This window comes from Streptomyces sp. NPDC048370 (assembly GCF_043200825.1).
Classification (GTDB): Bacteria; Actinomycetota; Actinomycetes; order Streptomycetales; family Streptomycetaceae; genus Streptomyces.
In genome coordinates, this window is sequence record NZ_JBICYI010000009.1 from 135,020 (window position 1) to 156,774 (window position 21,755).

Here is a 21,755-nt window from a genome sequence, read left to right on the forward strand (position 1 = left end):
TTCCCGGATGCTCGAAGAAGGTCTAGGGTTCGGTCGCCCGCCCATTGACGAACCCACCCGGCGGGCACCGGACCAGAAGCGACCGCGAGCGTGCAGATCGGCCGGAGGGGCTTCCGCACGCACCGCTTTTGGGGGGCTTTGACCATGGACCCGATGAACCGGGGGCCGGAAGACTACGGCCACGACACCGAGGGTGACGACGTCCGCGACGGACGCGCCGGCGGCCCCGCCGCCGGCCCCGGACCGGCGGTCACGCCCGCCCGCGTCCGCACCGCCCGCGTCGTCTCCGGCGACCTCCTGCTCACCGTCAACCCCGTCGACGGCAGCGAGATCGAGGCCTGCCCGCCCGGAGAGCAGCCCGCGCCGCCCCGCCGCCGCACCGCCCAGGAGCGCGCCGAGGCCGCCCGCGCGGCCACCCCGCCCGTACCGGCGGGACCCGCCGCCCCGAGGCTGCCGCTGATCGAACGGCAGGAGGAGCACGAGCGGCTCGTCCAGCTCCTCGCGCGCGGCCGCTCCGTCCGGGTCACCGGCCCCGCAGGCTCCGGCCGCACCGCCCTCCTCGAAGCGGTCGCCGCCGACTGCGCCGACCTCGCGCCCGACGGCGTCGTCCGTCTCTCCGGCCACCACCGGACCCCCACCGAGCTGCTGTACGAACTCCTCGCCACCGTCCAGCACGCCCCCGACCACCGCCCCGACCGCAAGGGCCTGCTCGATCTGGTCCGCGACATCGGAGCCGTCGTCCTCGTCGACGACCTGGAGTTCGGCGGCGCGTCCCTGGACGAGCTCCTCGCCGCCGCGCCCGAGTGCGCCTTCCTGCTCGCCGCCACCCCCGACGTCCAGGCCCCCTCGGCCGACGCCCACCTCGAAGAGCTCGCCCTCACCGGCCTCGGCCGCGCCTCCTCCCTCGAACTCCTGGAGCGCGCCGTCGACCGGCCGCTCACCGACGACGAGGCCAACTGGGCGGGCGACCTCTGGTTCGAGTCCGAGGGCCTGCCGCTGCGGTTCGTCCAGGCGGGCGCCCTGCTCCGGCAGCGCGACCGGCTCCGGGTCACCCCGGCCGAGTTCGACGCCTTCGGGGCGGCCGCCCAGGAGGACGCCGTCCCCTCCGAGTTCGACGCCTTCGGCGCCCTCGACGACGCCTTCGGCCCGTCAGGGGAGACCGGCGCGGCCCAGCCGGACCCCGCCGACATCGAACTGCGCGAGATACCGCTGCCGAGCCTCGGCGAGGGCGCCGCCCCCGCCGCGCTGCTCTCCTCCCGGCTCAGCCGCTCCGCCCAGGACACCCTGCGGTTCGCCGTCGCCCTCGGCGGCGAGGTGCCGCACCAGGCCCACCTGCCCGCGCTCGTCGGCGACACCCACGCCGACGCCGCCCTCGGCGAGCTCATGGCCTGCGGACTGCTCTCCCCGGTCGGCACCCGCTACCGCCTCGCCGCCGGAGTCCTCACCCAGCTCCTCGCGCACGGCTACGCCGAGGACGCCGCCGCCCGCGCCCACACCGTCGCCCAGCACTACGCCTGGTGGGCCGGACACCCCTCCGTCACGCCCGCCCGCGCGGTCGCCGAGGCCGACGCCGTCCTGGCCGCCCTCGCCGCGCTCGTGCCCGGCGCGAGCGACGAACACCCCGCCACCGCCGTCCTGCTCGCCCGCAGCGCGGCCCCCGCCTTCGCCGCCGGCCTCCACTGGGGCGCCTGGGAGCGGGTCCTGCGCGGCGGCCAGGAAGCCGCCCGGCTGGCCGGCGAGGTCGCCGAAGAGGCGTACTTCCACCACGAGTTGGGCGTCCTCGCGCTCTGCGCGGGGAACCTGGAGCGGGCCCGCGCCGAACTGGAGGCGTCGATCGGCATGCGCGGCGTCCTCGCCGACAAGCGCGGCACCGTCGCCGGCCGCCGGGCGCTCGCTCTGGTCGCCGACCGCGCCGGCACCCCGCCGCACGGCGACGTCGCTCCGGCCGCCGCGTCGCGGGAGGAGCCCCTCTCCCCGCCGCGCGGCATCCAGAAGGCCGTCGTCCCGCCGGTCTCCCGGCCGGCCGCCACCCCGCCCCCGGCCGTCCCCGCCTTCCCGGACTTCGCCGACGAGGGCCCGACCCTCATCACCCGCCCGGACACCCTCACGAGTGACGGCGGTACGAAGCGGGGCCGCCGCGCCGGCATCATCGCCGGGGCCCGCCGCAACATCGTCGCGGTCAGCACGGGAGCGCTCCTGGCCGCCGTGCTCGGCACCGTCGTGACCATCGGGGCCACCTCGGGCGACGCCGAGGACCCGGGCACAGGCCGCGTCACCTCCGACCGCACGGCCGACGAGGAGACCGGCGACGCCGTCCTGGACGCCGAAGAGCCGGCCGAGGACGCGACGGACCGCCCCTCGGGCAGCGCCTCGCCCACGCCGTCCGGCTCCGCGGGCTCGGGCACGCCCACCACCTCGGGCAGCCCGTCCACCCCGTCCGGCACGTCGGCCACGACGGCGCCCACGGTCACGGGCTCCCCGGTCCCGACGACGACGCCCCCGCGCCCGACGACGAGCCCGACGCGGACGACGAGGCCGCCGACGTCGCCCTCGACGACCCCGTCGACCACACCGTCGACGACCCCGCCCACCACCACGCCGCCGCCGGACCCCACGGACACGACCCAGCCGCCCGCCAGCAACTCCGCCTCCGGCGACACCAGCCCGACCGGCAACCCGGCCTGACGCGAGGCCGCCGAACACGACGAACGGCCCCGGGTGCGATCACCGCACCCGGGGCCGTAGACGTAGGACCGTACGAAGGGTCAGAACAGCCGCAGCTTGTCGTCCTCGATGCCGCGCATCGCGTCGTAGTCGAGCACCACGCAGTCGATGCCGCGGTCCGTCGCGAGCACCCGCGCCTGCGGCTTGATCTCCTGGGCCGCGAAGACGCCCTTCACCGGCGCGAGGTGCGGGTCGCGGTTGAGCAGCTCCAGATAGCGGGTCAGCTGCTCCACGCCATCGATCTCACCGCGCCGCTTGATCTCCACCGCGACCGTCGCCCCGTCGGCGTCCCGGCACAGGATGTCCACCGGGCCGATCGCGGTCGGGTACTCGCGGCGGATCAGCGTGTGACCCTCGCCGAGGGTCTCGATGCGGTCCGCGAGCAGCTCCTGGAGGTGCGCTTCCACGCCGTCCTTGATGAGGCCCGGGTCCACACCCAGCTCGTGCGAGGAGTCGTGGAGGATCTCCTCCATCGTGATGATCAGTTTCTCGCCCGCTTTGTTCACCACGGTCCAGATGCCGGCCTCACCGTCGACCCCTTCCTTGAGGGTGCACGGCGGCGACATCCAGTTGAGCGGTTTGTACGCCCGGTCGTCCGCGTGGATGGAGACGCTGCCGTCTGCCTTGACCAGGATCAGACGGGGAGCGGAGGGCAGGTGGGCCGTGAGCCGGCCCGCGTAGTCCACGGAACAGCGGGCGATGACGAGACGCATGGTCGGCAACGCTACAAGACACACGCTCTTCCGCGCGATTCGGCTCTTAACGCCCGCTGGACGAGGGTCACTTATTGGCCGGTTGTGTTCCCAATCTCCTGGTGCGCTCCGGACTGCGCGCTTACCGTGGAAGCAGGAGGTCGCCGTCCGTGCACGCAGCGTGTCGCACGGGGGTTCCTTCATCCCTGCCCGTAAGACCCCGCCTGTCGGGGTCGCGAGAGGAGAACCCATGTCGCTCGACGTCTCACCGGCGCTGTTGGAACAGGCCGAGCGAGGCGAGGTCGACGAAGCCGACTTCGTCGACTGCGTCCGGACCTCCCTGCCCTACGCATGGGAGATGATCAGCTCTCTGGTGGCTCAGCTGAAGGTCGACGGCGGAGAGTTCGCCGACAACCAGACGCCGCCGCCGAACGAGCAGGCACGTGGTCAGCTGTTGCGTGCACTCGCGAGTGACGCCATCCGCGGTGCGCTGCAGCGGCACTTCGGGGTGCGTCTGGCCTTCCAGAACTGCCACCGCGTTGCGGTGTTCCCGCTGGACCCCGCGGTCGACGAGCGGCTCGCCCGCTTCACCTCCGTCCGGGGTCAGCTGCTCAACCAGTCGCCGGAACTGCGCGACTGCTGAGGCACGGTGAGTGCCGCCGCTCCGCATCGCGGGAGACGCGAACGATGCGAGAGGTGCCGGAGCGGCGGCATCACCACGAGCGCCCGCACGACCCGACTCCATGGACTCAGACCAGCAGCGGGAGCACCTCGGACCCGAGCCGCCGTACGTTCTCCTCGGTGGCCGCGAGGTCGCCCGTGCCCTCGGCGAGCAGCGCGAAGCGCGTGATGCCCGTACGCTCCGAGGTCGCCGCGAGCCGGTCCGCCGCGAGGCGGGGCGTACCCACCGGGTGCAGCCCGCACAGCAGCTCCGTGTACGCGACGGGGTCCCGCATCGAGCGGTGCCGGCCGTCCACGGTCACATGGGCGTCGAGACCCTGCTTCAGCCAGCCGGGCATCGCCTTCACCAGCGCCTCGGACGCCTCGCGCGTCCCGTCGGCGAGCTGGGCGACACCCGCGGAGACATGGTTCGCGCCGATCCGCGCGATCTCGTCCGGAGTGCGGCCCGCGTCCCTGGAGAAACGTTCCCACGCGGCGACCATCTCGGCCTTCTCCTCGTCACCGCAGTGCATCCCGAGCAGCATCGGCAGCCCGCGCGCGGCGGCCAGTTCGACGCTCCTGGGGGAGGTGCAGGCGACCACGACCTCGGGCGAGGCGTCCCCGCCGATCAGCTCGCCGGGGCGGGGGACGACGGCCACCTCGCGGAAGGCGAATCGTTCTCCCTCCGCGGAGACACGGGGCTCGGTCAGCCAGCGCAGCAGCAGGTCGAGCGATTCGGGGAAGCCCTGTTCGTACGCCTTCAGACCCGAGCCGAACACCTCCAGATCGACCCACGGTCCGCCTCTGCCCACGCCGAGCGTGAACCGGCCTCCGGAGGTGAGATGGAGCAGGGCCGCCTGCTCGCCCAGGGCGACCGGATGGACCGTCGGCAGCACGCTCACCGCCGTACCGACCCGGATCCGGCGGGTGCGGCCCAGAAGCAGCGCCGCCAGCGTCACGGCCGACGGACAGACTCCGTACGGAACGAAGTGGTGCTCGGCCAGCCAGACGGAGTCGAGCCCCGACTCCTCGGCCACCTCGGCGGTCCGCACCGCCCGGTGCAGAGCCTCGCCCTGACCCTGACCCGGGAACTGGGCTGCCAGCACAAACGTACCCACGCGCATCGCCTTCTGCCTCCTTGCGGCCGACGCGGTTCTCCCCCTCGTACTGGCAACAACGTCTGACACGTGCCAAAGGCACGGCCTCCCATGAAGTTGTTGCGATTTTCCGCTAACTCGCCTTGCCGGGTGGGAGGGCACTCCGTCGCGGCCCGTAGGCTTGAGAGAACGTTCTGTGCCCCCGGCCCCGTGAGGTGATCAGGTGTCCCCGCGTCGCAACCGCCCCCATGGCGGCGAGAAGCCCGATCCTCAGGGTGAGTCGGGCGACCGGTACGGGGGCTCGCAGCGCAGCGAGAGCTGGCAGGGCGAGGAGTGGTTCGTCCGGCACGTGGCCGGCGCGAGCGCCCCGGGCAAGCGCTACCGCTGCCCCGGCTGCGACCAGGAGATCCCGGGCGGCGCCCCGCACGTGGTGGCCTGGCCGGAGTACGGCGGAGTGGACGACCGCCGCCACTGGCACAAGGCCTGCTGGAACGCGAAGGACCGCCGCACCACGAGGGTGCAGCGGTCCCGCAACGCGCCGAAGTACTAGGGCCTTTCGTTTGGATCATGCCGGGCTCGCGGGCCCTGGCACCGTGCCTCGCCGCGTTGTCGTCGGTTGCCATGGCTCCGCCATGACGCCCTCCTCCGCCTTGCGATGCACGGCACCAGAGCCCGCTCCCTGATCCGGCCTGATCCAAACGAAAGACCCTAGGGCCTGTCCGACCCTGATCCGCCGGACAGGCCCTGGCGGATCGGCCGGACTCAGACGTCCCGGCTGTTCAGCAGGGCGTACGCGCCGCCCATCACCGCCGCCGCGATGATCGCCATGATCCAGACCGGGTCCCAGCCCGAGGGGCCGGACTGGCCGATCGCCGACTTGCCGGCGTACAGCGCGATGAGCTGGCTCGGGACCGCGTAGTCGAGCAGCCACTGCTGCAGCTTGGCCAGCGACTCCGAGAACATGAACATGGCCGCCACCAGCGGCAGCAGCAGAACACCGATCATGATCGTGATCGCGCCCGCCGAGTGCCGGATGATCGCGCCGATGGCCAGCGACAGCAGGCCGAGCAGCGCCAGGAACAGGCCGACACCGACCGTCGCCCGCAGCCACTCGCCCGAGGTCGGCTCGGCGGCCTCCGGCACCATCGCCACCTGCGCCACGCCCACCACCGTCGCCGTCACCGTGGTGATCGTGAAGACGAGCAGGAAGAAGACGATCGCCTTGGCCGTCAGGACCCGGCCGCGGGTCGGGCAGGCGGTCAGCGTCGTACGGATCATCCCCGTGCCGTACTCGGAGGCGATCGTCAGCACGCCGAGCGTGATCACACAGATCGAGCCGAGGAGCACACCGAAGAAGCCGAGCGCGAGCGCCGACTCCTGGTCGGCGGGAACGTCGGCGCTGGACACGACCGCGGCGACGCCGAGGCCGATGACCAGCATCAGCAGCACCATCACACCCAGCGTCCACATCGTGGAGCGCACGGAACGGATCTTGGTCCACTCCGAGGCGAGCGCGTCCCCGAGATGCGCCCGGCGCACCGGGATGGGGGAGACGTACGAGTACGGGACGGCCGCGGGGCCGGGGGTGGGGAGGGGAGCGGGGGCGGGGAGGGGAGCGGGGGCGGGGGCGGTCATCGGGCGTCCTCGGCGTTCTTGGCGGGCTCGCTCTGCGTCGCGTACGGGTTCTGTCCGGGCGGCGGCGGGGCGTACCAGCCCTGCTGCGGTACGTCCTGCACGACCGGCTGGGCCGGCTGCTGAAGGTGCTGCGGCTGCGGCTGCTGGAGGTGCGCCAGCTGGTCGTCGGTGGAGCGGTAGTCCACGGCGCCCTGCGTCATCCGCATGTACGCCTCCTCCAGCGAGGCCTGGTGCGGCGAGAGCTCCCAGAGCCGTACGTCCGCGTCGTGCGCCAGGTCGCTGATCCGCGGCAGCGCCAGACCGGTCACCCGCAGCGCGCCGTCCGGCTCGGACATCACCCGGCCGCCGGCCTCGATCAGGGTGGCCGTCAGCTTCTCCCGCTGCTGCGGCTCCGCCTCCGGGGTGCGGACCCGGGCGAAGTCGGCGGAGTTCGCCGAGATGAAGTCCTTGACGCTCATGTCGGCCATCAGCTGGCCCCGGCCGATCACGATCAGATGGTCGGCGGTCAGCGCCATCTCGCTCATGAGGTGGCTGGAGACGAAGACGGTCCGGCCCTCGGCGGCGAGCTTCTTCATGAGATTACGGACCCAGAGGATGCCCTCGGGGTCGAGACCGTTCACCGGCTCGTCGAAGAGCAGCACCTGCGGGTCGCCGAGCAGTGCGGCGGCGATGCCCAGACGCTGCCCCATGCCCAGCGAGAAGCCCTTGGAGCGGCGCTTGGCGACGTCCTGGAGTCCGACGACCCCGAGGACCTCGTCGACCCGCTGCGCCGGGATACCGGCGAGCTGGGCGAGCGACAGGAGATGGCTGCGGGCGCTCCGGCCGCCGTGCACGGCCTTGGCGTCGAGCAGCGCCCCCACCTGGCGGGGCGCGTTCGGCAGCTGCCGGAAGGGGTGGCCGCCGATCGTGACATGCCCCGACGTGGGCCGGTCAAGCCCGAGGATCATGCGCATCGTGGTCGACTTGCCGGAACCGTTGGGGCCGAGGAAGCCGGTGACGGTACCCGGCCTCACCTGGAAGGAAAGGTTGTACACGGCCGTCTTGGCGCCATAGCGCTTCGTCAGGCCGACTGCCTCGATCATTCTCCAGCCCCATCGACAGGTCAGGTCGTCGGGGCCGTTGGCCGACGGCCGGGGCCCCCGTATGAGCTAGGAGCTTATCCAGGGGTTGACGGTTCCGGCCAAGCCGAAATCGTGATGGACGCGCTACGCGTCCCGCTTCTTCATGACCAGGTAGCCGCCGAGCAACGCGGCCGCCACCCAGAGGACCATGATCCCCAGGCCGCCCCAGGGCCCGTACGGCGCCTCCTCCGTGTTCAGGGCGTCGGGGAGGACCTGCATGATCTTGGAGCCGGCCTGGTCGGGGAAGTAGAGCGCGACCTCCTTGGCCTTCGGGACCGCCGAGAGGATCTGCGAGACCAGGAAGAAGAACGGCACCAGGATCCCGAGCGAGAGCATCGAGGAGCGCAGCATCGTCGCGACACCCATCGAGAAGATCGCGATGAGACCCATGTAGAGCCCGCCGCCGACGACCGCCCGCAGCACGTTGTCCGCGCCGAGCGTCGTGCGGTGCTCGCCGAGGAGGGCCTGGCCCAGGAAGAACGACAGGAAGCTGGTCACCAGGCCGACGCCCAGGGCGAGCGCGCCCGCCACCGCGATCTTGGAGAAGATGAAGGTCGCCCGCTGCGGCACGGCCGCGAGCGAGGTGCGGATCATGCCGGAGCTGTACTCCGTGCCGACGACCAGGACGCCGAAGACCACCATCGCCAGCTGGCCGAGAATCATCCCGGAGAAGCTGACGAAGGTCGGGTCGAAGGTCGCCTGCTCGGCCTCGGAGAGATCGCTGAACGTGGACTCGATCAGCGCACTCAGGGCCGCGCCCATCGCCACCGTCACCAGGAGCGCGCTCGCCAGGGTCCAGACCGTCGACGAGACCGTCCGGATCTTGGTCCACTCCGACTGGAGGACCGCCGATACCGCTGCCATCGTTCAGGCTCCCTTGGTGGTGTCGCCCCAGCGGGGGCCCGCCGGTTCCGCCGCGTGGACGTCCGTGCCGTGCGCGTGGTACTCCACAGCACCCGCGGTCATCTGCATGAACGCTTCTTCGAGAGAGGCGCGCTGCGCGCTCAGCTCGTGCAGGACGAGCCGGTGCTCGGCCGCCAGTTCACCGATCTTCTCGGTCGTGGCGCCGTCCACCTCCAGCGTGCCGTTGCCCGCCTCGACGGGCGTGAAGCCGCTCTCGTGCAGGACGTCCCGCAGCCGCTCCTGCTGCGGCGAACGCAGCCGTACGTAGCTCCGCGAATTCTGGTGGATGAAATCCGCCATCGACGTGTCGGCCAGCAGTTTTCCCTGCCCGATCACGATCAGATGATCGGCCGTCAGGGCCATTTCGCTCATCAGATGGCTGGAAACGAAGATCGTCCGGCCCTCGTTGGCGAGCGCCTTCATCAGATTGCGGATCCAGTGAATTCCCTCGGGGTCCAGACCATTGACGGGTTCGTCGAACATCAGGATCTCGGGATCACCCAGCAGCGCCGAGGCGATTCCGAGCCGCTGGCCCATGCCGAGGGAGAAACCCTTCGACTTCTTCTTCGCGACCGACGTCAGACCGACCAGGTCGAGGACCTCTCCGACGCGGCTCTGCGGAATGCGGTTCGACTGCGCGAGGCAGAGCAGATTGTTGTACGCCGACCGGCCGCCGTGCATCGCCTTGGCGTCGAGGAGCGCCCCGATGTACTTCAGCGGCTCCTGGAGCTCCCGGTAGTGCTTGCCGTCGATCCGGACCGTACCGCTCGTCGGGTTGTCCAGATCGAGCATCATCCGCATGGTCGTCGACTTGCCCGCGCCGTTGGGCCCGAGGAAGCCGGTCACCACGCCCGGCCGCACCTGGAAGGAGAGATGGTCGACCGCCGTCTTCGATCCGAACCGTTTCGTCAGGGCCTCGAGCTCGATCATGCGTACAACCTACGGGCGCGAAAAACCCTCCGCCACCGGAATGACGGAGGGTTTCGCGACGCGTCGCCCACTCGTTACCGAGAAAGGCGTCAGCGGGTCTGCTGAGCCGGGACACCACGGGTGGCCGGCTCGTCGTCGATCGGGGAGCCGGCGGCCGCCACGGCGGCGCCGGTCAGCGTCGCCAGCATCTCGCGGACGTTGGTCAGCTGGGCGTTGATCGAGTCGCGGCGGTTCGTCAGCGCGGCGAGCTCGCGCTCCGATTCCGACCGGATCCGGTCGGCCTTGGCGTTCGCGTCGGCCACGATGTCCTCGGCCTGGCGCTGCGCGGTCTCCACCGTCTGACGGGCCCGGCGCTCCGCGTCCGTACGCAGCTTCTCGGCCTCCAGGCGGAGCTGCTCGGCGCGGTGCTCGATCTCGGCCAGACGCTTCTCGGCCTTGGCCTGACGCGAGGCCAGGTCGCGCTCCGACTGCTCCCGGCGCTTGGCCAGGTTGGTCTCGAAGTCCGCGGCGGCCTGGGCGGCCTTGGCGCGGGTCTCCTCGAAGAGGGCGTCCGCCTCCTCACGCTTGGACTGCGCGTCCTTCTGCGCCTCGCCGCGCAGCGAGTTGGCCTCGCCCTGCGCCTTCTCGACGATCCGGACGCCCTCGTCCTCGGCCTTCGACTTGCGCTCGGCCGCGAACGACTCGGCGTCGTTGCGCACCTGCTGCGCGGCCGACTCGGCCAGCTCGCGGTGCTGCTCGGCGGCGCGACGGGCCTCCTCGCGCAGGTCCTTCGCCTCCTCCTCGGCGAGGCGGAGGATCTTCTCGACACGCGCACCGAGGCCGGCGTACGACGGCTCGGCGTCGGTGACCTGGGCCTGGGCGTTCTGCGTCTCGAGGTGGAGCTCCTCGATGCGCTTTTCCAGAGAGGTGATTCGTCCTAGAGCACTGTCACGGTCGGCGACGAGCTTGGTAATGCGGTCATCCACCTGACCGCGGTCGTAACCACGCCGCACGAGCTCGAAGCCGAAGGGGGAGGAAGTGTCGCTCATGGGGTTCCTGTCGAATGAGACCGGTGAGGTGTTAGGGGGAATCCTAGGGGCCGAAGCGGCGTGTCATCGAGCGGATGCCCGTTTGATCTGGAGAATGTCCAGCCTTTTGAGTGGCTAGCCCTCGGAGGACTTGCCACTCGAACGTGTTGCCCCCGCCGGAACGCCCGCCTTGTCACCCATCGCACCGGCGGACTTCGCCCCGCCGGACGGCGCCTCGAAAGACTCCAACGCTTCAAGTACGTCCTGGACACGGGAGATCTCGGCATTGATGTCCTCGCGACGGCGCACCAGCACATCGAGATCGCGCTTGCCCTCGGAGATCATCGTCTCGGCCTCGTGCTCGGCCTCCGCCTTGACCTTCTCCGCCTCCGAGACGAGCGAGGCCTTCTTCTGCTCGGCCTCCTTCAGGAGCGCCTCGGCCTTCTTCACCGCGGCGATCCGGACCTTGCTCGCCTCCGAACTCGCCTCCGAGACCAACTCCTTGGCCTTCTCCGCCGCCTCGGCCCGCTGCTCCTCCGCCGCCTTCACCAGCTTGTCGACCCGCTCGCCGGCCGTCTTCATCTGCTCGGCCGTCTCGCGCCGCGCCCGCTCGTGCAGCTCCTCGATCTCGCCCTCGATACGGGCCCGCAGCTCCTCCGCCCGCTCCCTTATGGCCGTCGCGTCGCTGCGCGCGCCCACCAGGAGCTCGTCCGCGTCCGTACGGGCCTTCTCCACCAGCGAGTTGCCCTCGACCGTCGCCTCGGCCACGATCCGGTCGGCCTCCTGACGGGCCGCGCCGACCATCGTGTCCGCCTGGGACTCCGCCTCGGTGGTGGCGCGCAGCGCCTCCTCCTGGGCCTTCGCCATCAGCTGGTCGGCCTGCTCGGCCGCGTCCGAACGGCGCTTGGCACCGGCCTCGCGCGCCTCGTCGAGCGTACGGTCGGCCTCCTCGCGCGCCTCGGAGCGCATCTGCTCCGCCGCCGCCTCGGCGTCCGCCCTGACCCGCTCGGCCTCGGCACGGATCCGCTCGGCGGCCTGCTGGGCCTGCCCCACGTTCTCCGCGCCCTCGGCCCGCAGCCGCTCCGCCTCGTCGGCCGCCTCGGCCGTGATCCGCTCGGCCTCGCTCGTGGCCTCGCCGATGAGCGAGTCCGCCTGCTCGGCGGCGTCCGCGCGGCGCTTGTCGGCCGCCTTCCGCGCCTCGTCCAGGACCTGCTCGCCGTCCGCGCGCGCGGCGGCCCGCAGCGCCTCCGCCTCGGCCTCGCCCGCCGCCTTGACCTGCTCGGCCTCGGTACGGATCCGCTGCGCGTCCTGCTCGGTCGACTCCAGGAGCGCCACCGCCTCCGCGGTGATCCGGTCCGACTCGCCCGTGGCCTCGGCGATCAGCGCGTCGGCCTGCTCGGCGGCGTCCGAACGCCGCTTGTCGGCCGCCTTGCGCGCCTCGTCGAGGACCTGCTCGCTGTCGGCGAGCGCGGCGACCCGCAGTGCCTGGGCGTGCGCCTCGCCGTCCGTCTTCAGCTGCTCGGCCTCGGCCCGCAGCGCCTCCGCGTCGGCCGTAAGACGCTCGGCCTCGCCCGCGGCCTCCGTGATGAGGGTGTCCGCCTGCTCGGCGGCGTCCGCGCGGCGCTTGTCGGCCGCCTTGCGGGCCTCGTCCAGGATCTGCTCGCCCTCCGTGCGGGCGAGCGTGACCAGCTCCTCCGCCTCGGCGGTGAGCCGCTCGGACTCGGCGGCCGCCTCGGAACGGATCCGGTTGGCGTCCTCGCGGGCGTCCGCACGGGTCCTGGCCGCGTCCTGCTCGGCCGAACCCAGCGCGTCCGTCGCCTCCGTCCGTACCCGCTGGGCGTACTCGGCCGTGTCCGCGCGCAGCTTCTCCGACTCGGAGATCGCGTCCGCGACCGTCCGCTCGGCCAGCGCCTTCGCGGCCTCGGTCTCCTCCTGGGCGCGCGCCCGGACCCGGTTGGCGTCCTCGGTCGCCCGCTCCCGCTCGGCGTACGCGTCGGCGCGGACCCGGTCCGCCTCCTCCTGCGCTTCGGTACGGGTGCGCTCCGCCGCGTGCTCGGCCGCGCTGCGCAGCCCGGCGATCTCCTCCTCGGCCTGCTCCTGGAGGCCGGCGACGGAGTCCCGTACCTCCTTGGCCGTCTGCTCGGCCGCGGACACCATCTCCGTGGCCCGCCGGTCCGCCTCCTCGACCAGGCGCTGCGCCTCGGTCTGCGCCTCCTCCACCCGCTTACGGGCGGAGGCGAGGAGCTCCTCGGACTGCTCGCGGGCGTGCTCGCGCTCCCGGTCGGCCTCGGAACGGGCCGACTCCAACGTCTCCTCGGCCTCCCGGCGCCGCCGGTTGGCCTCCTCCTGCGCGGCGGCCAGCGCCTCGGCGGCCTCGGCGGCCACCCGCTCGGCCGCGGCAGCGGCCTCGGCGCGTACCCGGTCGGCGGTCTCCTGGGCCTCCGACTTCAGCCGCTCGGCCTCCGTCGACGCCTCCGTGCGCAGCCGTACGGCAGCGGCCTCCGCCTCGGCGCGCGCGGTCGACGCGTCCGACGCGGCCTCCGTGCGGAGCCGCTCGGCCTCCTGCTCGGCCTGCGCCTGGAGCGTACGGATCCGCTCGGCGGCCTCCGTGCGGAGCCGCTCGGTCTCCTCGGCGGCCTCGCGGCGCAGCCGCTCGCTCTCGGCGCGCGCGTCGGTCAGCGCCTTCTCGGCGCTCTCGACCCGGGTCTCGGCCTCGGTGTGCAGCCGGGTCAGCTCCTCGGCCGCCTCCTCGCGGCGGGCGGCGGCGGCCCGCTCGGCGTCCTCACGGAGCTCGGCCGCGGCGCGCTCGGCCGCGTCCTTGACCGACTCGGCCTGCTCCTCGGCCTCCGCCCGCATCCGCTCGGCCTCGGCGCGGGTGCGCTCCAGCGTCTCCTCGGCCTGCGTGCGCAGCGTCTGCGCGCGCTCCATGGCCTCCGAGCGGACCCGCTCGCCCTCGGCGCCCGCGCTCGCGCGCAGCTCGTCGGCGTCCGTACGGGCCTTGGTCAGCAGCTCCTCGGCGGTGCCGGCCGCCTCCTCGATCTGGCCGACGGCCTCGCGCCTGGCCTCGCCGCGGATCTTCTCGCCCTCGGCGATCGCCTCGGCCCGCAGCTGCTCGGCCTCGCCGCGCAGCCTGCGCGCCTCCTCCTGCAGCTCGACGGTCTTGGCGCGGTACTCCTTGGTGTCGTCCTTGGCCGAACCGAGCAGCTCGTCGGCCTGCTCCCCGGCCCGGTCGCGCAGCCGGTCGGCCTCCGTCTCGGCCTCGCGCCGGATCCGCTCGGCCTCCTCGGAGGCCTTGCGGATGGTGGCCTGGGCGTCCTCGGAGGCCTTGGTCAGGACCTCCTCGGCCGTGCGGGCGGCCTTGGCGAGCGCGGCGGCCGAGTCCTCGGCGGCGACCGTACGGGCCTTGTCGGAGGCCTCCGAGACCAGCTTCTCGGCCTCGGCGGTGGCCTCGCGCAGCTTCTCCTCGGCCGCCCCCTTGAGGGTCTCGGCCTCCTTGGTCGCCTCGGAGACGAGCCGGGCGATCTCGGCCTTCGCCGTACGGGTGCGCTGCTCGTTGACGGACTCCGCGGACGACAGCTGCCTGGCGGCCGCCTCCTTGGCCTCGGCGAGCGCCTTCTCGGCCTCGGCGCGGGCCTCGCGGAGCCGGTCCTCGGCCTCCTGCATCCGCTGCTCGGCGGCGCGGGACAGCTCGGCGGCCTGCTGACGGGACTGCTCGGTCTCGGCGGTGGTGGAGGAACGCAGCTGCTCGGCATGGCTGGTGGCCTCGTGCGCCTGCGTGGACGCGGCGTTGAGGAGCCGCTCGGCGTCCTTGCGGGCGCGCAGCAGAATCGCTTCGGCCTCGGCACGGGCCGCCTCGGCCTCCGAACCCACCCGCTGGCGGGTCTCCTCGGCGAGCCGGGTGGCCTCCGCGCGGGCACCGCTGAGCGCCTGCTCGGCCTCGGCGCGGGACTCCTCCATGAGGCGGCGGGCCTGCGACTCCGTACGGGCGCGCAGCTGTTCGGCCCAGGCCACGTTCTCGTTGACGTGCGCCTCGACGGTCTGCCGGCGCTCCGCGAGCTCCTGGTCCAGGCGCTGCCGGCGCTGGACGGCCTCGGCGTGCAGCTCGGCCTGGAGCCGGGCCTGGTGCTCGGCGTGCTCCTGCAAGATGCGCTGGGTCTGGGCGCGGGCGTCGCGCAGTTCGCGCTCGGCGTCCTGGCGCAGCTGTTCGGCCTGGATCTGCGCGTTGCGCAGCAGCTGTTCGGCCTGGTAGCCGATGTCCGCGCTGTCGTACGCGGGGCGGGACGCGATGGTGCGACGCGCCTCGTGGAGCTTGGCGCGCAACACCTCGACCTGGTAACCGAGGTCCTCGGCGTGCTGGACGGCCTTCTCCCGCTCGGTCTTCAGCCGGTCCATCTCGGCTTCGAACCGCGAGAGATGGTCGTCTTCAGCTCGGTGGCTCTCCTGGCGTTCGTAGCCCCGCACTGCGCGGTCCCATCCTTCCCCGAGCTCTCAACGCGTTCGAGCAGGGGAGACCCCAACCCTGGTCGCACACTCCAACGAGCACCGTTCCCCGGAGAACGGCCCCCCGGGAATCGTGGCAGATCGGATACCCCGACTTCGACGCCGCATGGGCATGCGGCCCCGACCGGCCCCGGCCCGGAGTCGCCCACTCTACCGGGCCAGGAATCCGGAGGTCAGTGCTCCGCTGAGGAGGGGTCGGCGGACGTGACCAGTTCGGTCAGTACGCCGTGGCAGTCCTTGGGGTGGAGGAAGGTGATACGAGAGCCCATGGAGCCGATCCTCGGCTCGTCGTAGAGGACCCGGACGCCCTTGCCGCGGATGGCCTCGGCGTCGCCGTCGACATCGGCGGTGCCGAAGGCGATGTGGTGCACGCCCTCACCGTTCTTGGCCAGCCACTTGCCCACCGCGGAGTCCTCCCGGGTGGGCTCCAGGAGCTGGAGGTACGAGGCGCCGCCGTCGGAGGTGTCGTTGATCTTGAGCATGGCCTCGCGGACGCCCTGCTCCTCGTTCACCTCGGAGTGGAACACCTCGAAGCCGTAGGTCGCGCGGTAGAACTCGACGGTCTTGTCGAGGTCGAAGCAGGCGATCCCGATGTGGTCGATTCGCGTCAGCATGGCTCCAGTCCACCCCCGGAGAGGTGGTTACGCAACGTGCGCGCCGTCACACCGACTGGCCGGTGACCGTGCGCGTGACCGCTCAGTACATTGAAGGTAAACCCTCGTTCACTCCTCATCCCTAGGGGCCGTGCCTCATGTCTGGAACGACCGGTACCACCTCAGTGATCGTCGCGGGCGCCCGCACGCCCATGGGCCGACTCCTCGGCTCCCTCACCTCCTTCTCCGGCGCCGACCTGGGCGGTTTCGCCATCAAGGCCGCCCTCGACCGGGCCGGCATCGGCGGCGACCAGGTGCAGTACGTGATCATGGGGCAGGTGCTCCAGGCGGGCGCCGGGCAGATCCCCGCGCGCCAGGCCGCCGTCAAGGCGGGCATCCCCATGAACGTGCCGGCGCTGACCGTCAACAAGGTCTGCCTCTCCGGCCTGGACGCCATCGCGCTCGCCGACCAGCTGATCCGCGCGGGCGAGTTCGACATCGTCGTCGCCGGTGGCCAGGAGTCGATGACCAACGCCCCGCACCTCCTCCCGAAGTCCCGCGAGGGCTTCAAGTACGGCGCGATCGAGATGCTCGACGCGATGGCGTACGACGGTCTGACCGACCCCTTCGAGAAGATCGCCATGGGCGAGTCCACGGAGAAGCACAACACCCGCCTGGGCATCCGGCGCCCCGAGCAGGACGAGATCGCCGCGCTCTCGCACCAGCGCGCCGCCGCCGCGCAGAAGAACGGCATCTTCGAGGCCGAGATCACCCCGGTCGAGATCCCGCAGCGCAAGGGCGACCCGGTCATCTTCTCGAAGGACGAGGGCATCCGCGCCGAGACGACGGTCGAGTCGCTCGGCAAGCTGCGCCCGGCCTTCGCCAAGGACGGCACCATCACCGCCGGCACCTCCTCGCAGATCTCGGACGGCGCCGCCGCCGTCGTCGTGATGAGCAAGGCGAAGGCGGAGGAGCTGGGCCTCGAGTGGATCGCCGAGATCGGCGCCCACGGCAACGTGGCGGGCCCGGACAACTCGCTGCAGTCGCAGCCGTCCAACGCGATCCAGCACGCCCTGAAGAAGGAGGGCCTGGGCGTCGAGGACCTCGACCTGATCGAGATCAACGAGGCCTTCGCGGCGGTCGCCGTCCAGTCAATGAAGGACCTCGGCGTGACCCCGGAAAAGGTGAACGTCAACGGCGGCGCGATCGCGCTGGGCCACCCGATCGGCATGTCCGGCGCCCGCGTGGTGCTGCACCTGGCCCTCGAGCTCAAGCGGCGCGGCGGCGGCGTCGGCGTGGCGGCGCTGTGCGGCGGCGGCGGTCAGGGCGACGCTCTGGTCGTCCGCGTACCCAAGTAGACGCGGCCCGGCAAGTAGCACCGGCAGCGTTTCCCGGAAGCAAGGAGCGGTTGAACATGGTGGACGTCCCCGAACTGGTCGCCCAGGCGCGGGAGGGCCGGCCGCGTGCCGTGGCCCGGCTGATCTCGCTCGTGGAGGGGGCGTCCCCGCAGCTGCGCGAGGTGATGGCGGCCCTTGCCCCGCTGACCGGCGGCGCGTACGTGGTGGGCCTGACGGGTTCGCCCGGCGTGGGCAAGTCCACCTCGACGTCGGCGCTGGTCGCGGCGTACCGGCGGGCGGGGAAGCGGGTCGGCGTCCTGGCCGTCGACCCCTCGTCCCCGTTCAGCGGCGGGGCGCTGCTCGGCGACCGGGTCCGGATGTCGGAGCACGCCTCGGACCCGGGCGTCTACATCCGCTCGATGGCCACCCGCGGGCACCTGGGCGGGCTCGCCTGGTCCGCGCCGCAGGCGATCCGCGTCCTGGACGCGGCCGGCTGCGACGTGATCCTCGTCGAGACCGTCGGTGTCGGGCAGTCGGAGGTGGAGATCGCCTCCCAGGCCGACACGTCCGTGGTGCTGCTCGCCCCGGGCATGGGCGACGGGATCCAGGCCGCGAAGGCGGGCATCCTGGAGATCGGCGACGTGTACGTGGTGAACAAGGCGGACCGGGACGGCGCGGACGCGACGGCCCGCGAGCTGAACCACATGCTGGGCCTGGGCGAGGCGCGCGGTCCCGCCGACTGGCGGCCGCCGATCGTCAAGACGGTCGCGGCGCGGGGCGAGGGCATCGACGAGGTCGTCGAGGCGCTGGAGAAGCACCGCGCGTGGATGGAGGAGCACGGGGTCCTGGCCGACCGCCGCCGGGCGCGCTCGGCGCGGGAGGTCGAGACGATCGCGGTCACGGCGCTGCGCGCACGCATCGGCGACCTGCACGGCGACCGCCGGCTCGACGCGCTCGCGGAGCGCATCATGGCGGGCGAGCTGGACCCGTACGCGGCCTCCGACGAACTGGTCGCGAGCCTGACGGGCGCCTGAGCCCCGTCCCCGGTCGTGGGCAATCGTTCCGCCCCTGCGGGCCGATTGCCCACCCGGGCGGGAGTGTTACGGCTTGCCCCTGCGGCCGCGCAGTTCGGACGCGACCGGCTTGAGGGACTCGTGGAGGTCGCCGAGCGCCTCCGGGGTCAGCTGGTCGATGAAGTGCTTGCGCACGGACTCCACGTGGTGGGGTGCGACCTTGCGCATGGTCTCCATGCCCTCGTCCGTCAGGACCGCGTACAGCCCGCGCCGGTCCGACTCGCAGTTGACGCGGCGGACGAGCCCCGCGTTCTCCATGCGGGTGATCTGGTGCGAGAGCCGGCTCTTGGACTGCAGCGTCGCGGTGGCGAGGTCGCTCATCCGCAGGCGGCGCTCCGCCGACTCCGAGAGGTTCACCAGGATCTCGTAGTCGTTCATGGTCAGGCCGAAGGGCTGGAGGTCCTTCTCCAACTGGTACGTCAGCATCCGGTTGACGTCCAGATACGTGCGCCACGCGCACTGTTCGGCGTCGGTGAGCCAGGGGGTGGCCGTCTCGGTCTCCATATATGGATTCTACCTAAGAAGTTGAATACTGGACGAAGTCGGGGAGTGTGACGCCAGGCACCCGGGCCCGACGTGCGGGGTGCAGATGTTCGAGGGCGTCACACTCCGCAGACTACCGGCTACAGCCCGAAGCGCCGCTGGAGGTCACCGAGCTGTCCGGGAAGGCGCGGTGCCTGGCCGTGCGCCCCCTGGCCGGAACCGTGCGCCCCGGGCACCCCGCCCGGAACGCCGGGCTGCCCGCCCGCCTGGCCGATCGCCCGCTCGGCCATCAGCAACTCCGTCGACTGGAGCAGTACCGTACCCGCTCCCACGAACTCGAACTGGTGCTCCTCGCCCGAGCTCCCGCCGATCCCCGTCAGCGCCCGGACGCCGCCCATCACGCCCGTCATGTAGCCGTGGTCGTAGTGGTGGCACGGGGACGGGCAGTCCGCCCAGCCGACCAGCGCCTGCGGGTCCACCCGCATCGGCGGCTCCATGAAGACCACCGGGCCGTTCGAGGCCGCCACGAACTTGCCCGTGCCGATCAGCGTCACGAAGCCCGGCACGATCGACTGCTTCAGCGCCAGCGTCGGCTGGTACGCCAGCAGATTGCCCGAGCGGATCGTCAGATTGCCCTCGTCCAGGTCGAACGAGTTCACGTCGAAGGCCCGGTCGGCGAGGAGCATCTTGCCGCTGCCCTCCGCCACCACCCAGTCGCTCGCGTGCAGCGGCGAGTGGAACGACGTACGGACCAGGCGGTCCAGGCGCCCGTGCCCGATGCCGTTGAAGTCGATCCGCCCGTAGTAGGCGATCATCTTGCCCTTCTGCAGGAACCACTGGGAGCCCTTGAGCTCCACGCAGAAGGTGTACGGATTGACGTTGTCGTCGGACGGGAGCGACTGCGGGTCGAGGACGACGGGACCGGTCACAGCTTCTCCTCCGAGGCCTGCACGTACACCGCACCACTGCCGGTCAGCTCCAGCTGGAACGCCTCGCCCGAGCCCCGGCCCACCATGTCGCGCCAGCCCAGCGCGGTCGAGAGCTTGTTCCGTACGTCGCCGTGGTGCGCGACGTACGCCTGCGGGTCCACGTGGACCGCGCGGCCCGGGGTGATCGGCAGCTCGATCACGCCGCCGTGCGCCATGACGGCGACCGCGCCGTGGCCCTTGAGCGTCGTGGTGAAGAGCCCCTGGCCGGTCACCTGGCCGCGCACCATGCCCATGACCCCGCCCTGGGAGCCCATGAACATCGTGCCCTGCTCCAGGGTGCCGTCGAAGGCGAGGAGCCGGTCGGCCTCGACGTACAGGGTGTCGCCGGTCAGCTGGATCACCTGGATGTGGTGGCCGCCGTGCCCGAACATCACCGTGCCGTTGCCCTCGACGGTCATCAGCGGCGTCGCCTCGCCGGCGACCCGGCGGCCGATCATCGACATCACGCCGCCCTGGCCGCCGGCGATGTTCGGCGTGAAAGTGACGTCGCCGCGGTACGCGAGCATCGCGCCGCGTTGGCTGAACATGCGCTGTCCGGGCACGAGGGTCGCCTCGACCATCCGGGAATTGACCTCACGGAACGGCATCAGACGTCGCCCCCGATCGTGTTCCGCTCACTCGGCTGCACGTAGACGAGCCCGTCGCCCTCGAAGCGGATCTGGAAGGCCTCGCCGCCGCCCTCGCCGATGAACGTGCGGAACGTCACACCGGACTGGAAGCTCTGCTGGAGGTTGCCCTGGTGGGCGACGTACGCGCCCGGGTCGACCGAGAGCGGGTACTGCGGGCTCACCCGGAGCACCACCGCCGGGCCGTCGGACATGATCGCCGCCTGGCCGGTGCCCTCCACGGTCGTGGTGAACAGGCCGTTGCCGGTCGCCCCGCCGCGCAGTCCGGTGAAGCTCGTGCCGGTGCGCAGCCCCGCGTCCGTGCAGAGCAGATTGCTCGACTCGACGTAGAGCTTGTCGCCGTGCAGCTGGACGAGGTTGATCTCGGAGGCGCGGTCGGCGAACCAGCAGGTCCCCTGGCCCTTCACCTCCATCACCTCCATCTGCTCACCGGTGAGCCTGCGGGTGACCATGCCGCGCAGGCCCTCACCGCCGCCGGACATCTTCTTGAAGGCCATCTGGCCGTCGTAGGCGACCATGGAGCCGTTTTTCGCCTTGACGGCGTCACCGGTCATGGAGACGGCGAGCACTTTGCTGCCTTGGAGTCGGAACGTAGCCACGGAGGGAGATTACGGGCCCCCCGGTTAAAGAGACAGCAAAGGCGACGTGCACAATGGATCCGCCCACCCTTGTGCATCCGTTCACAAGATCGCGTACACAAGATCGAACGAAGGTGACCCCCTCCCGTGGACATCAAGACCGCCTCCTCCCTCCACCGCCTCCGACTCGTCTCCGCCCCGGAGGCCGTCTCCTTCCTCCTGCTGCTGGTCTGCTCGGTGCTGAAGCGCACCACGGAGTTCAACGCCGTGCCGGTGATGGGTGCGATCCACGGCATCCTCTTCATCCTGTACGTGCTGTTCTGGCTGGACGCCTGGAACCGCACCAAGTGGCAGTTCAAGACCGCCGCGCTCTACTTCGTCCTCTCCGTGCTGCCCCTCGGCGGCTTCTTCGCGGAGCGCAAGCTGAAGCGCGAGGCCGAGGACGCCGTCATCGCCTCCCGCGCCCGCCGCGAGGACGCGGTCGAGGCATGATCGTCGCCTTCTCGGTCACCCCGCTCGGCGTCGGCGAGGAGGTCGGCGAGTACGTCGCCGACGCTGTCCGGGTCGTACGGGAGTCGGGGCTGCCGAACCGCACCGACGCGATGTTCACCTCCATCGAGGGGGAGTGGGACGAGGTCATGGACGTCGTCAAGCGCGCCGTCGCCGCCGTCGAGGCGCGCGCCCCCCGGGTCTCCGTCGTCCTCAAGGCCGACATCAGGCCCGGCGTCACGGACGGCCTCGCCTCCAAAGTCGCCACCGTCGAACGTCATTTGAACGGCTGACGGCCCGGACCGGACGCCGGACGGC

The 21,755-nt window shown here is 71.8% G+C and carries 20 protein-coding genes; 7 read left to right on the forward strand and 13 right to left on the reverse strand.

Going from position 1 to position 21,755, the window contains the following annotated elements; all coding sequences use genetic code 11:
• The first annotated feature begins 144 nt into the window (after nucleotides 1-144).
• On the forward strand, nucleotides 145-2,685 hold the full coding sequence (locus ACGFYP_RS20815) for an ATP-binding protein (protein WP_393495384.1): 2,541 nt from the start codon (nucleotides 145-147) through the stop codon (nucleotides 2,683-2,685).
• Between the two features lie 80 nt (nucleotides 2,686-2,765).
• On the opposite strand, the gene nucS is transcribed toward ACGFYP_RS20815, so the two are convergent.
• Nucleotides 2,766-3,437 (reverse strand): endonuclease NucS, encoded by a 672-nt coding sequence (gene nucS / locus ACGFYP_RS20820; protein ID WP_329115828.1) that lies wholly within the window; start codon nucleotides 3,435-3,437, stop codon nucleotides 2,766-2,768.
• Between the two features lie 229 nt (nucleotides 3,438-3,666).
• Between nucS and ACGFYP_RS20825 the strand changes: the two genes are divergently transcribed.
• Nucleotides 3,667-4,059, forward strand: coding sequence for an SCO5389 family protein (locus ACGFYP_RS20825; protein ID WP_017236120.1), 393 nt, complete (start codon nucleotides 3,667-3,669; stop codon nucleotides 4,057-4,059).
• A gap of 106 nt (nucleotides 4,060-4,165) precedes the next feature.
• On the opposite strand, the gene ACGFYP_RS20830 is transcribed toward ACGFYP_RS20825, so the two are convergent.
• Nucleotides 4,166-5,200 carry an LLM class flavin-dependent oxidoreductase gene (locus ACGFYP_RS20830; RefSeq protein ID WP_393495389.1) on the reverse strand — a complete coding sequence of 345 codons (1,035 nt, stop codon included), beginning with the start codon at nucleotides 5,198-5,200 and terminating at the stop codon, nucleotides 4,166-4,168.
• A 196-nt stretch (nucleotides 5,201-5,396) separates the two neighbouring features.
• On the opposite strand from ACGFYP_RS20830, the gene ACGFYP_RS20835 reads away from it, so the two are divergent.
• On the forward strand, nucleotides 5,397-5,723 hold the full coding sequence (locus ACGFYP_RS20835) for an ATP/GTP-binding protein (RefSeq protein WP_393495392.1): 327 nt from the start codon (nucleotides 5,397-5,399) through the stop codon (nucleotides 5,721-5,723).
• 212 nt (nucleotides 5,724-5,935) lie between these two features.
• Here ACGFYP_RS20835 and ACGFYP_RS20840 read toward each other — a convergent pair whose 3' ends face one another.
• From ACGFYP_RS20840 to mce, 7 genes are all read right to left on the reverse strand, one after another.
• Nucleotides 5,936-6,808, reverse strand: coding sequence for an ABC transporter permease (locus ACGFYP_RS20840; RefSeq protein WP_393495395.1), 873 nt, complete (start codon nucleotides 6,806-6,808; stop codon nucleotides 5,936-5,938).
• Entirely contained in the window at nucleotides 6,805-7,890 is a 1,086-nt protein-coding gene (locus ACGFYP_RS20845; protein ID WP_361959557.1) for an ABC transporter ATP-binding protein, read from the reverse strand. The genes ACGFYP_RS20840 and ACGFYP_RS20845 overlap by 4 nt, the downstream gene beginning before the upstream one ends.
• A 123-nt stretch (nucleotides 7,891-8,013) precedes the next feature.
• Nucleotides 8,014-8,793, reverse strand: coding sequence for an ABC transporter permease (locus tag ACGFYP_RS20850; protein ID WP_393495399.1), 780 nt, complete (start codon nucleotides 8,791-8,793; stop codon nucleotides 8,014-8,016).
• 3 nt (nucleotides 8,794-8,796) lie between these two features.
• Nucleotides 8,797-9,762 carry an ABC transporter ATP-binding protein gene (locus ACGFYP_RS20855; protein WP_393495402.1) on the reverse strand — a complete coding sequence of 322 codons (966 nt, stop codon included), beginning with the start codon at nucleotides 9,760-9,762 and terminating at the stop codon, nucleotides 8,797-8,799.
• Between the two features lie 89 nt (nucleotides 9,763-9,851).
• On the reverse strand, nucleotides 9,852-10,790 hold the full coding sequence (locus tag ACGFYP_RS20860) for a cellulose-binding protein (protein ID WP_393495405.1): 939 nt from the start codon (nucleotides 10,788-10,790) through the stop codon (nucleotides 9,852-9,854).
• Between the two features lie 114 nt (nucleotides 10,791-10,904).
• Complete coding sequence (gene scy / locus ACGFYP_RS20865; RefSeq protein WP_393495408.1) at nucleotides 10,905-15,230, reverse strand: polarized growth protein Scy; 4,326 nt, start codon at nucleotides 15,228-15,230, stop codon at nucleotides 10,905-10,907.
• Nucleotides 15,231-15,442: 212 nt separating this feature from the next.
• Complete coding sequence (gene mce / locus ACGFYP_RS20870) at nucleotides 15,443-15,883, reverse strand: methylmalonyl-CoA epimerase (protein ID WP_361959545.1); 441 nt, start codon at nucleotides 15,881-15,883, stop codon at nucleotides 15,443-15,445.
• Between the two features lie 137 nt (nucleotides 15,884-16,020).
• Here mce and ACGFYP_RS20875 point away from each other — a divergent pair, with 137 nt between their 5' ends.
• Both ACGFYP_RS20875 and meaB read left to right on the forward strand, forming a co-directional pair.
• The gene (locus ACGFYP_RS20875; RefSeq protein ID WP_393495413.1) at nucleotides 16,021-17,220 is read left to right on the forward strand and encodes an acetyl-CoA C-acetyltransferase; all 1,200 of its coding nucleotides are present in this window, start codon (nucleotides 16,021-16,023) and stop codon (nucleotides 17,218-17,220) included.
• 56 nt (nucleotides 17,221-17,276) lie between these two features.
• Complete coding sequence (gene meaB / locus ACGFYP_RS20880) at nucleotides 17,277-18,233, forward strand: methylmalonyl Co-A mutase-associated GTPase MeaB (RefSeq protein WP_393495417.1); 957 nt, start codon at nucleotides 17,277-17,279, stop codon at nucleotides 18,231-18,233.
• A gap of 66 nt (nucleotides 18,234-18,299) precedes the next feature.
• Here the strand turns inward: meaB and ACGFYP_RS20885 are convergent, their stop codons facing one another.
• From ACGFYP_RS20885 to ACGFYP_RS20900, 4 genes are all read right to left on the reverse strand, one after another.
• Nucleotides 18,300-18,776 carry a MarR family transcriptional regulator gene (locus ACGFYP_RS20885; protein WP_361959536.1) on the reverse strand — a complete coding sequence of 159 codons (477 nt, stop codon included), beginning with the start codon at nucleotides 18,774-18,776 and terminating at the stop codon, nucleotides 18,300-18,302.
• A 119-nt stretch (nucleotides 18,777-18,895) separates the two neighbouring features.
• Nucleotides 18,896-19,684, reverse strand: coding sequence for an AIM24 family protein (locus ACGFYP_RS20890; protein WP_393495420.1), 789 nt, complete (start codon nucleotides 19,682-19,684; stop codon nucleotides 18,896-18,898).
• Nucleotides 19,681-20,331, reverse strand: coding sequence for an AIM24 family protein (locus ACGFYP_RS20895; RefSeq protein ID WP_393495423.1), 651 nt, complete (start codon nucleotides 20,329-20,331; stop codon nucleotides 19,681-19,683). The genes ACGFYP_RS20890 and ACGFYP_RS20895 overlap by 4 nt, the downstream gene beginning before the upstream one ends.
• Nucleotides 20,331-20,969 (reverse strand): AIM24 family protein, encoded by a 639-nt coding sequence (locus ACGFYP_RS20900; RefSeq protein WP_393495426.1) that lies wholly within the window; start codon nucleotides 20,967-20,969, stop codon nucleotides 20,331-20,333. The genes ACGFYP_RS20895 and ACGFYP_RS20900 overlap by 1 nt, the downstream gene beginning before the upstream one ends.
• A 126-nt stretch (nucleotides 20,970-21,095) precedes the next feature.
• Here ACGFYP_RS20900 and ACGFYP_RS20905 point away from each other — a divergent pair, with 126 nt between their 5' ends.
• Both ACGFYP_RS20905 and ACGFYP_RS20910 read left to right on the forward strand, forming a co-directional pair.
• Nucleotides 21,096-21,440 carry a DUF3817 domain-containing protein gene (locus ACGFYP_RS20905; protein ID WP_361959524.1) on the forward strand — a complete coding sequence of 115 codons (345 nt, stop codon included), beginning with the start codon at nucleotides 21,096-21,098 and terminating at the stop codon, nucleotides 21,438-21,440.
• Nucleotides 21,437-21,730 (forward strand): MTH1187 family thiamine-binding protein, encoded by a 294-nt coding sequence (locus ACGFYP_RS20910; RefSeq protein ID WP_361959521.1) that lies wholly within the window; start codon nucleotides 21,437-21,439, stop codon nucleotides 21,728-21,730. The genes ACGFYP_RS20905 and ACGFYP_RS20910 overlap by 4 nt, the downstream gene beginning before the upstream one ends.
• Nucleotides 21,731-21,755: the final 25 nt, after the last annotated feature.

Coding starts and splice junctions, on each gene's coding strand:
- ACGFYP_RS20815 (WP_393495384.1), top strand. CDS start 145: ATGGACCCGATGAACCGGGGGCCGGAAGACTACGGCCACGACACCGAG.
- nucS (WP_329115828.1), bottom strand. CDS start 3,437: ATGCGTCTCGTCATCGCCCGCTGTTCCGTGGACTACGCGGGCCGGCTC.
- ACGFYP_RS20825 (WP_017236120.1), top strand. CDS start 3,667: ATGTCGCTCGACGTCTCACCGGCGCTGTTGGAACAGGCCGAGCGAGGC.
- ACGFYP_RS20830 (WP_393495389.1), bottom strand. CDS start 5,200: ATGCGCGTGGGTACGTTTGTGCTGGCAGCCCAGTTCCCGGGTCAGGGT.
- ACGFYP_RS20840 (WP_393495395.1), bottom strand. CDS start 6,808: ATGACCGCCCCCGCCCCCGCTCCCCTCCCCGCCCCCGCTCCCCTCCCC.
- ACGFYP_RS20845 (WP_361959557.1), bottom strand. CDS start 7,890: ATGATCGAGGCAGTCGGCCTGACGAAGCGCTATGGCGCCAAGACGGCC.
- ACGFYP_RS20850 (WP_393495399.1), bottom strand. CDS start 8,793: ATGGCAGCGGTATCGGCGGTCCTCCAGTCGGAGTGGACCAAGATCCGG.
- ACGFYP_RS20855 (WP_393495402.1), bottom strand. CDS start 9,762: ATGATCGAGCTCGAGGCCCTGACGAAACGGTTCGGATCGAAGACGGCG.
- ACGFYP_RS20860 (WP_393495405.1), bottom strand. CDS start 10,790: ATGAGCGACACTTCCTCCCCCTTCGGCTTCGAGCTCGTGCGGCGTGGT.
- mce (WP_361959545.1), bottom strand. CDS start 15,883: ATGCTGACGCGAATCGACCACATCGGGATCGCCTGCTTCGACCTCGAC.
- ACGFYP_RS20875 (WP_393495413.1), top strand. CDS start 16,021: ATGTCTGGAACGACCGGTACCACCTCAGTGATCGTCGCGGGCGCCCGC.
- meaB (WP_393495417.1), top strand. CDS start 17,277: ATGGTGGACGTCCCCGAACTGGTCGCCCAGGCGCGGGAGGGCCGGCCG.
- ACGFYP_RS20885 (WP_361959536.1), bottom strand. CDS start 18,776: ATGGAGACCGAGACGGCCACCCCCTGGCTCACCGACGCCGAACAGTGC.
- ACGFYP_RS20895 (WP_393495423.1), bottom strand. CDS start 20,331: ATGCCGTTCCGTGAGGTCAATTCCCGGATGGTCGAGGCGACCCTCGTG.
- ACGFYP_RS20910 (WP_361959521.1), top strand. CDS start 21,437: ATGATCGTCGCCTTCTCGGTCACCCCGCTCGGCGTCGGCGAGGAGGTC.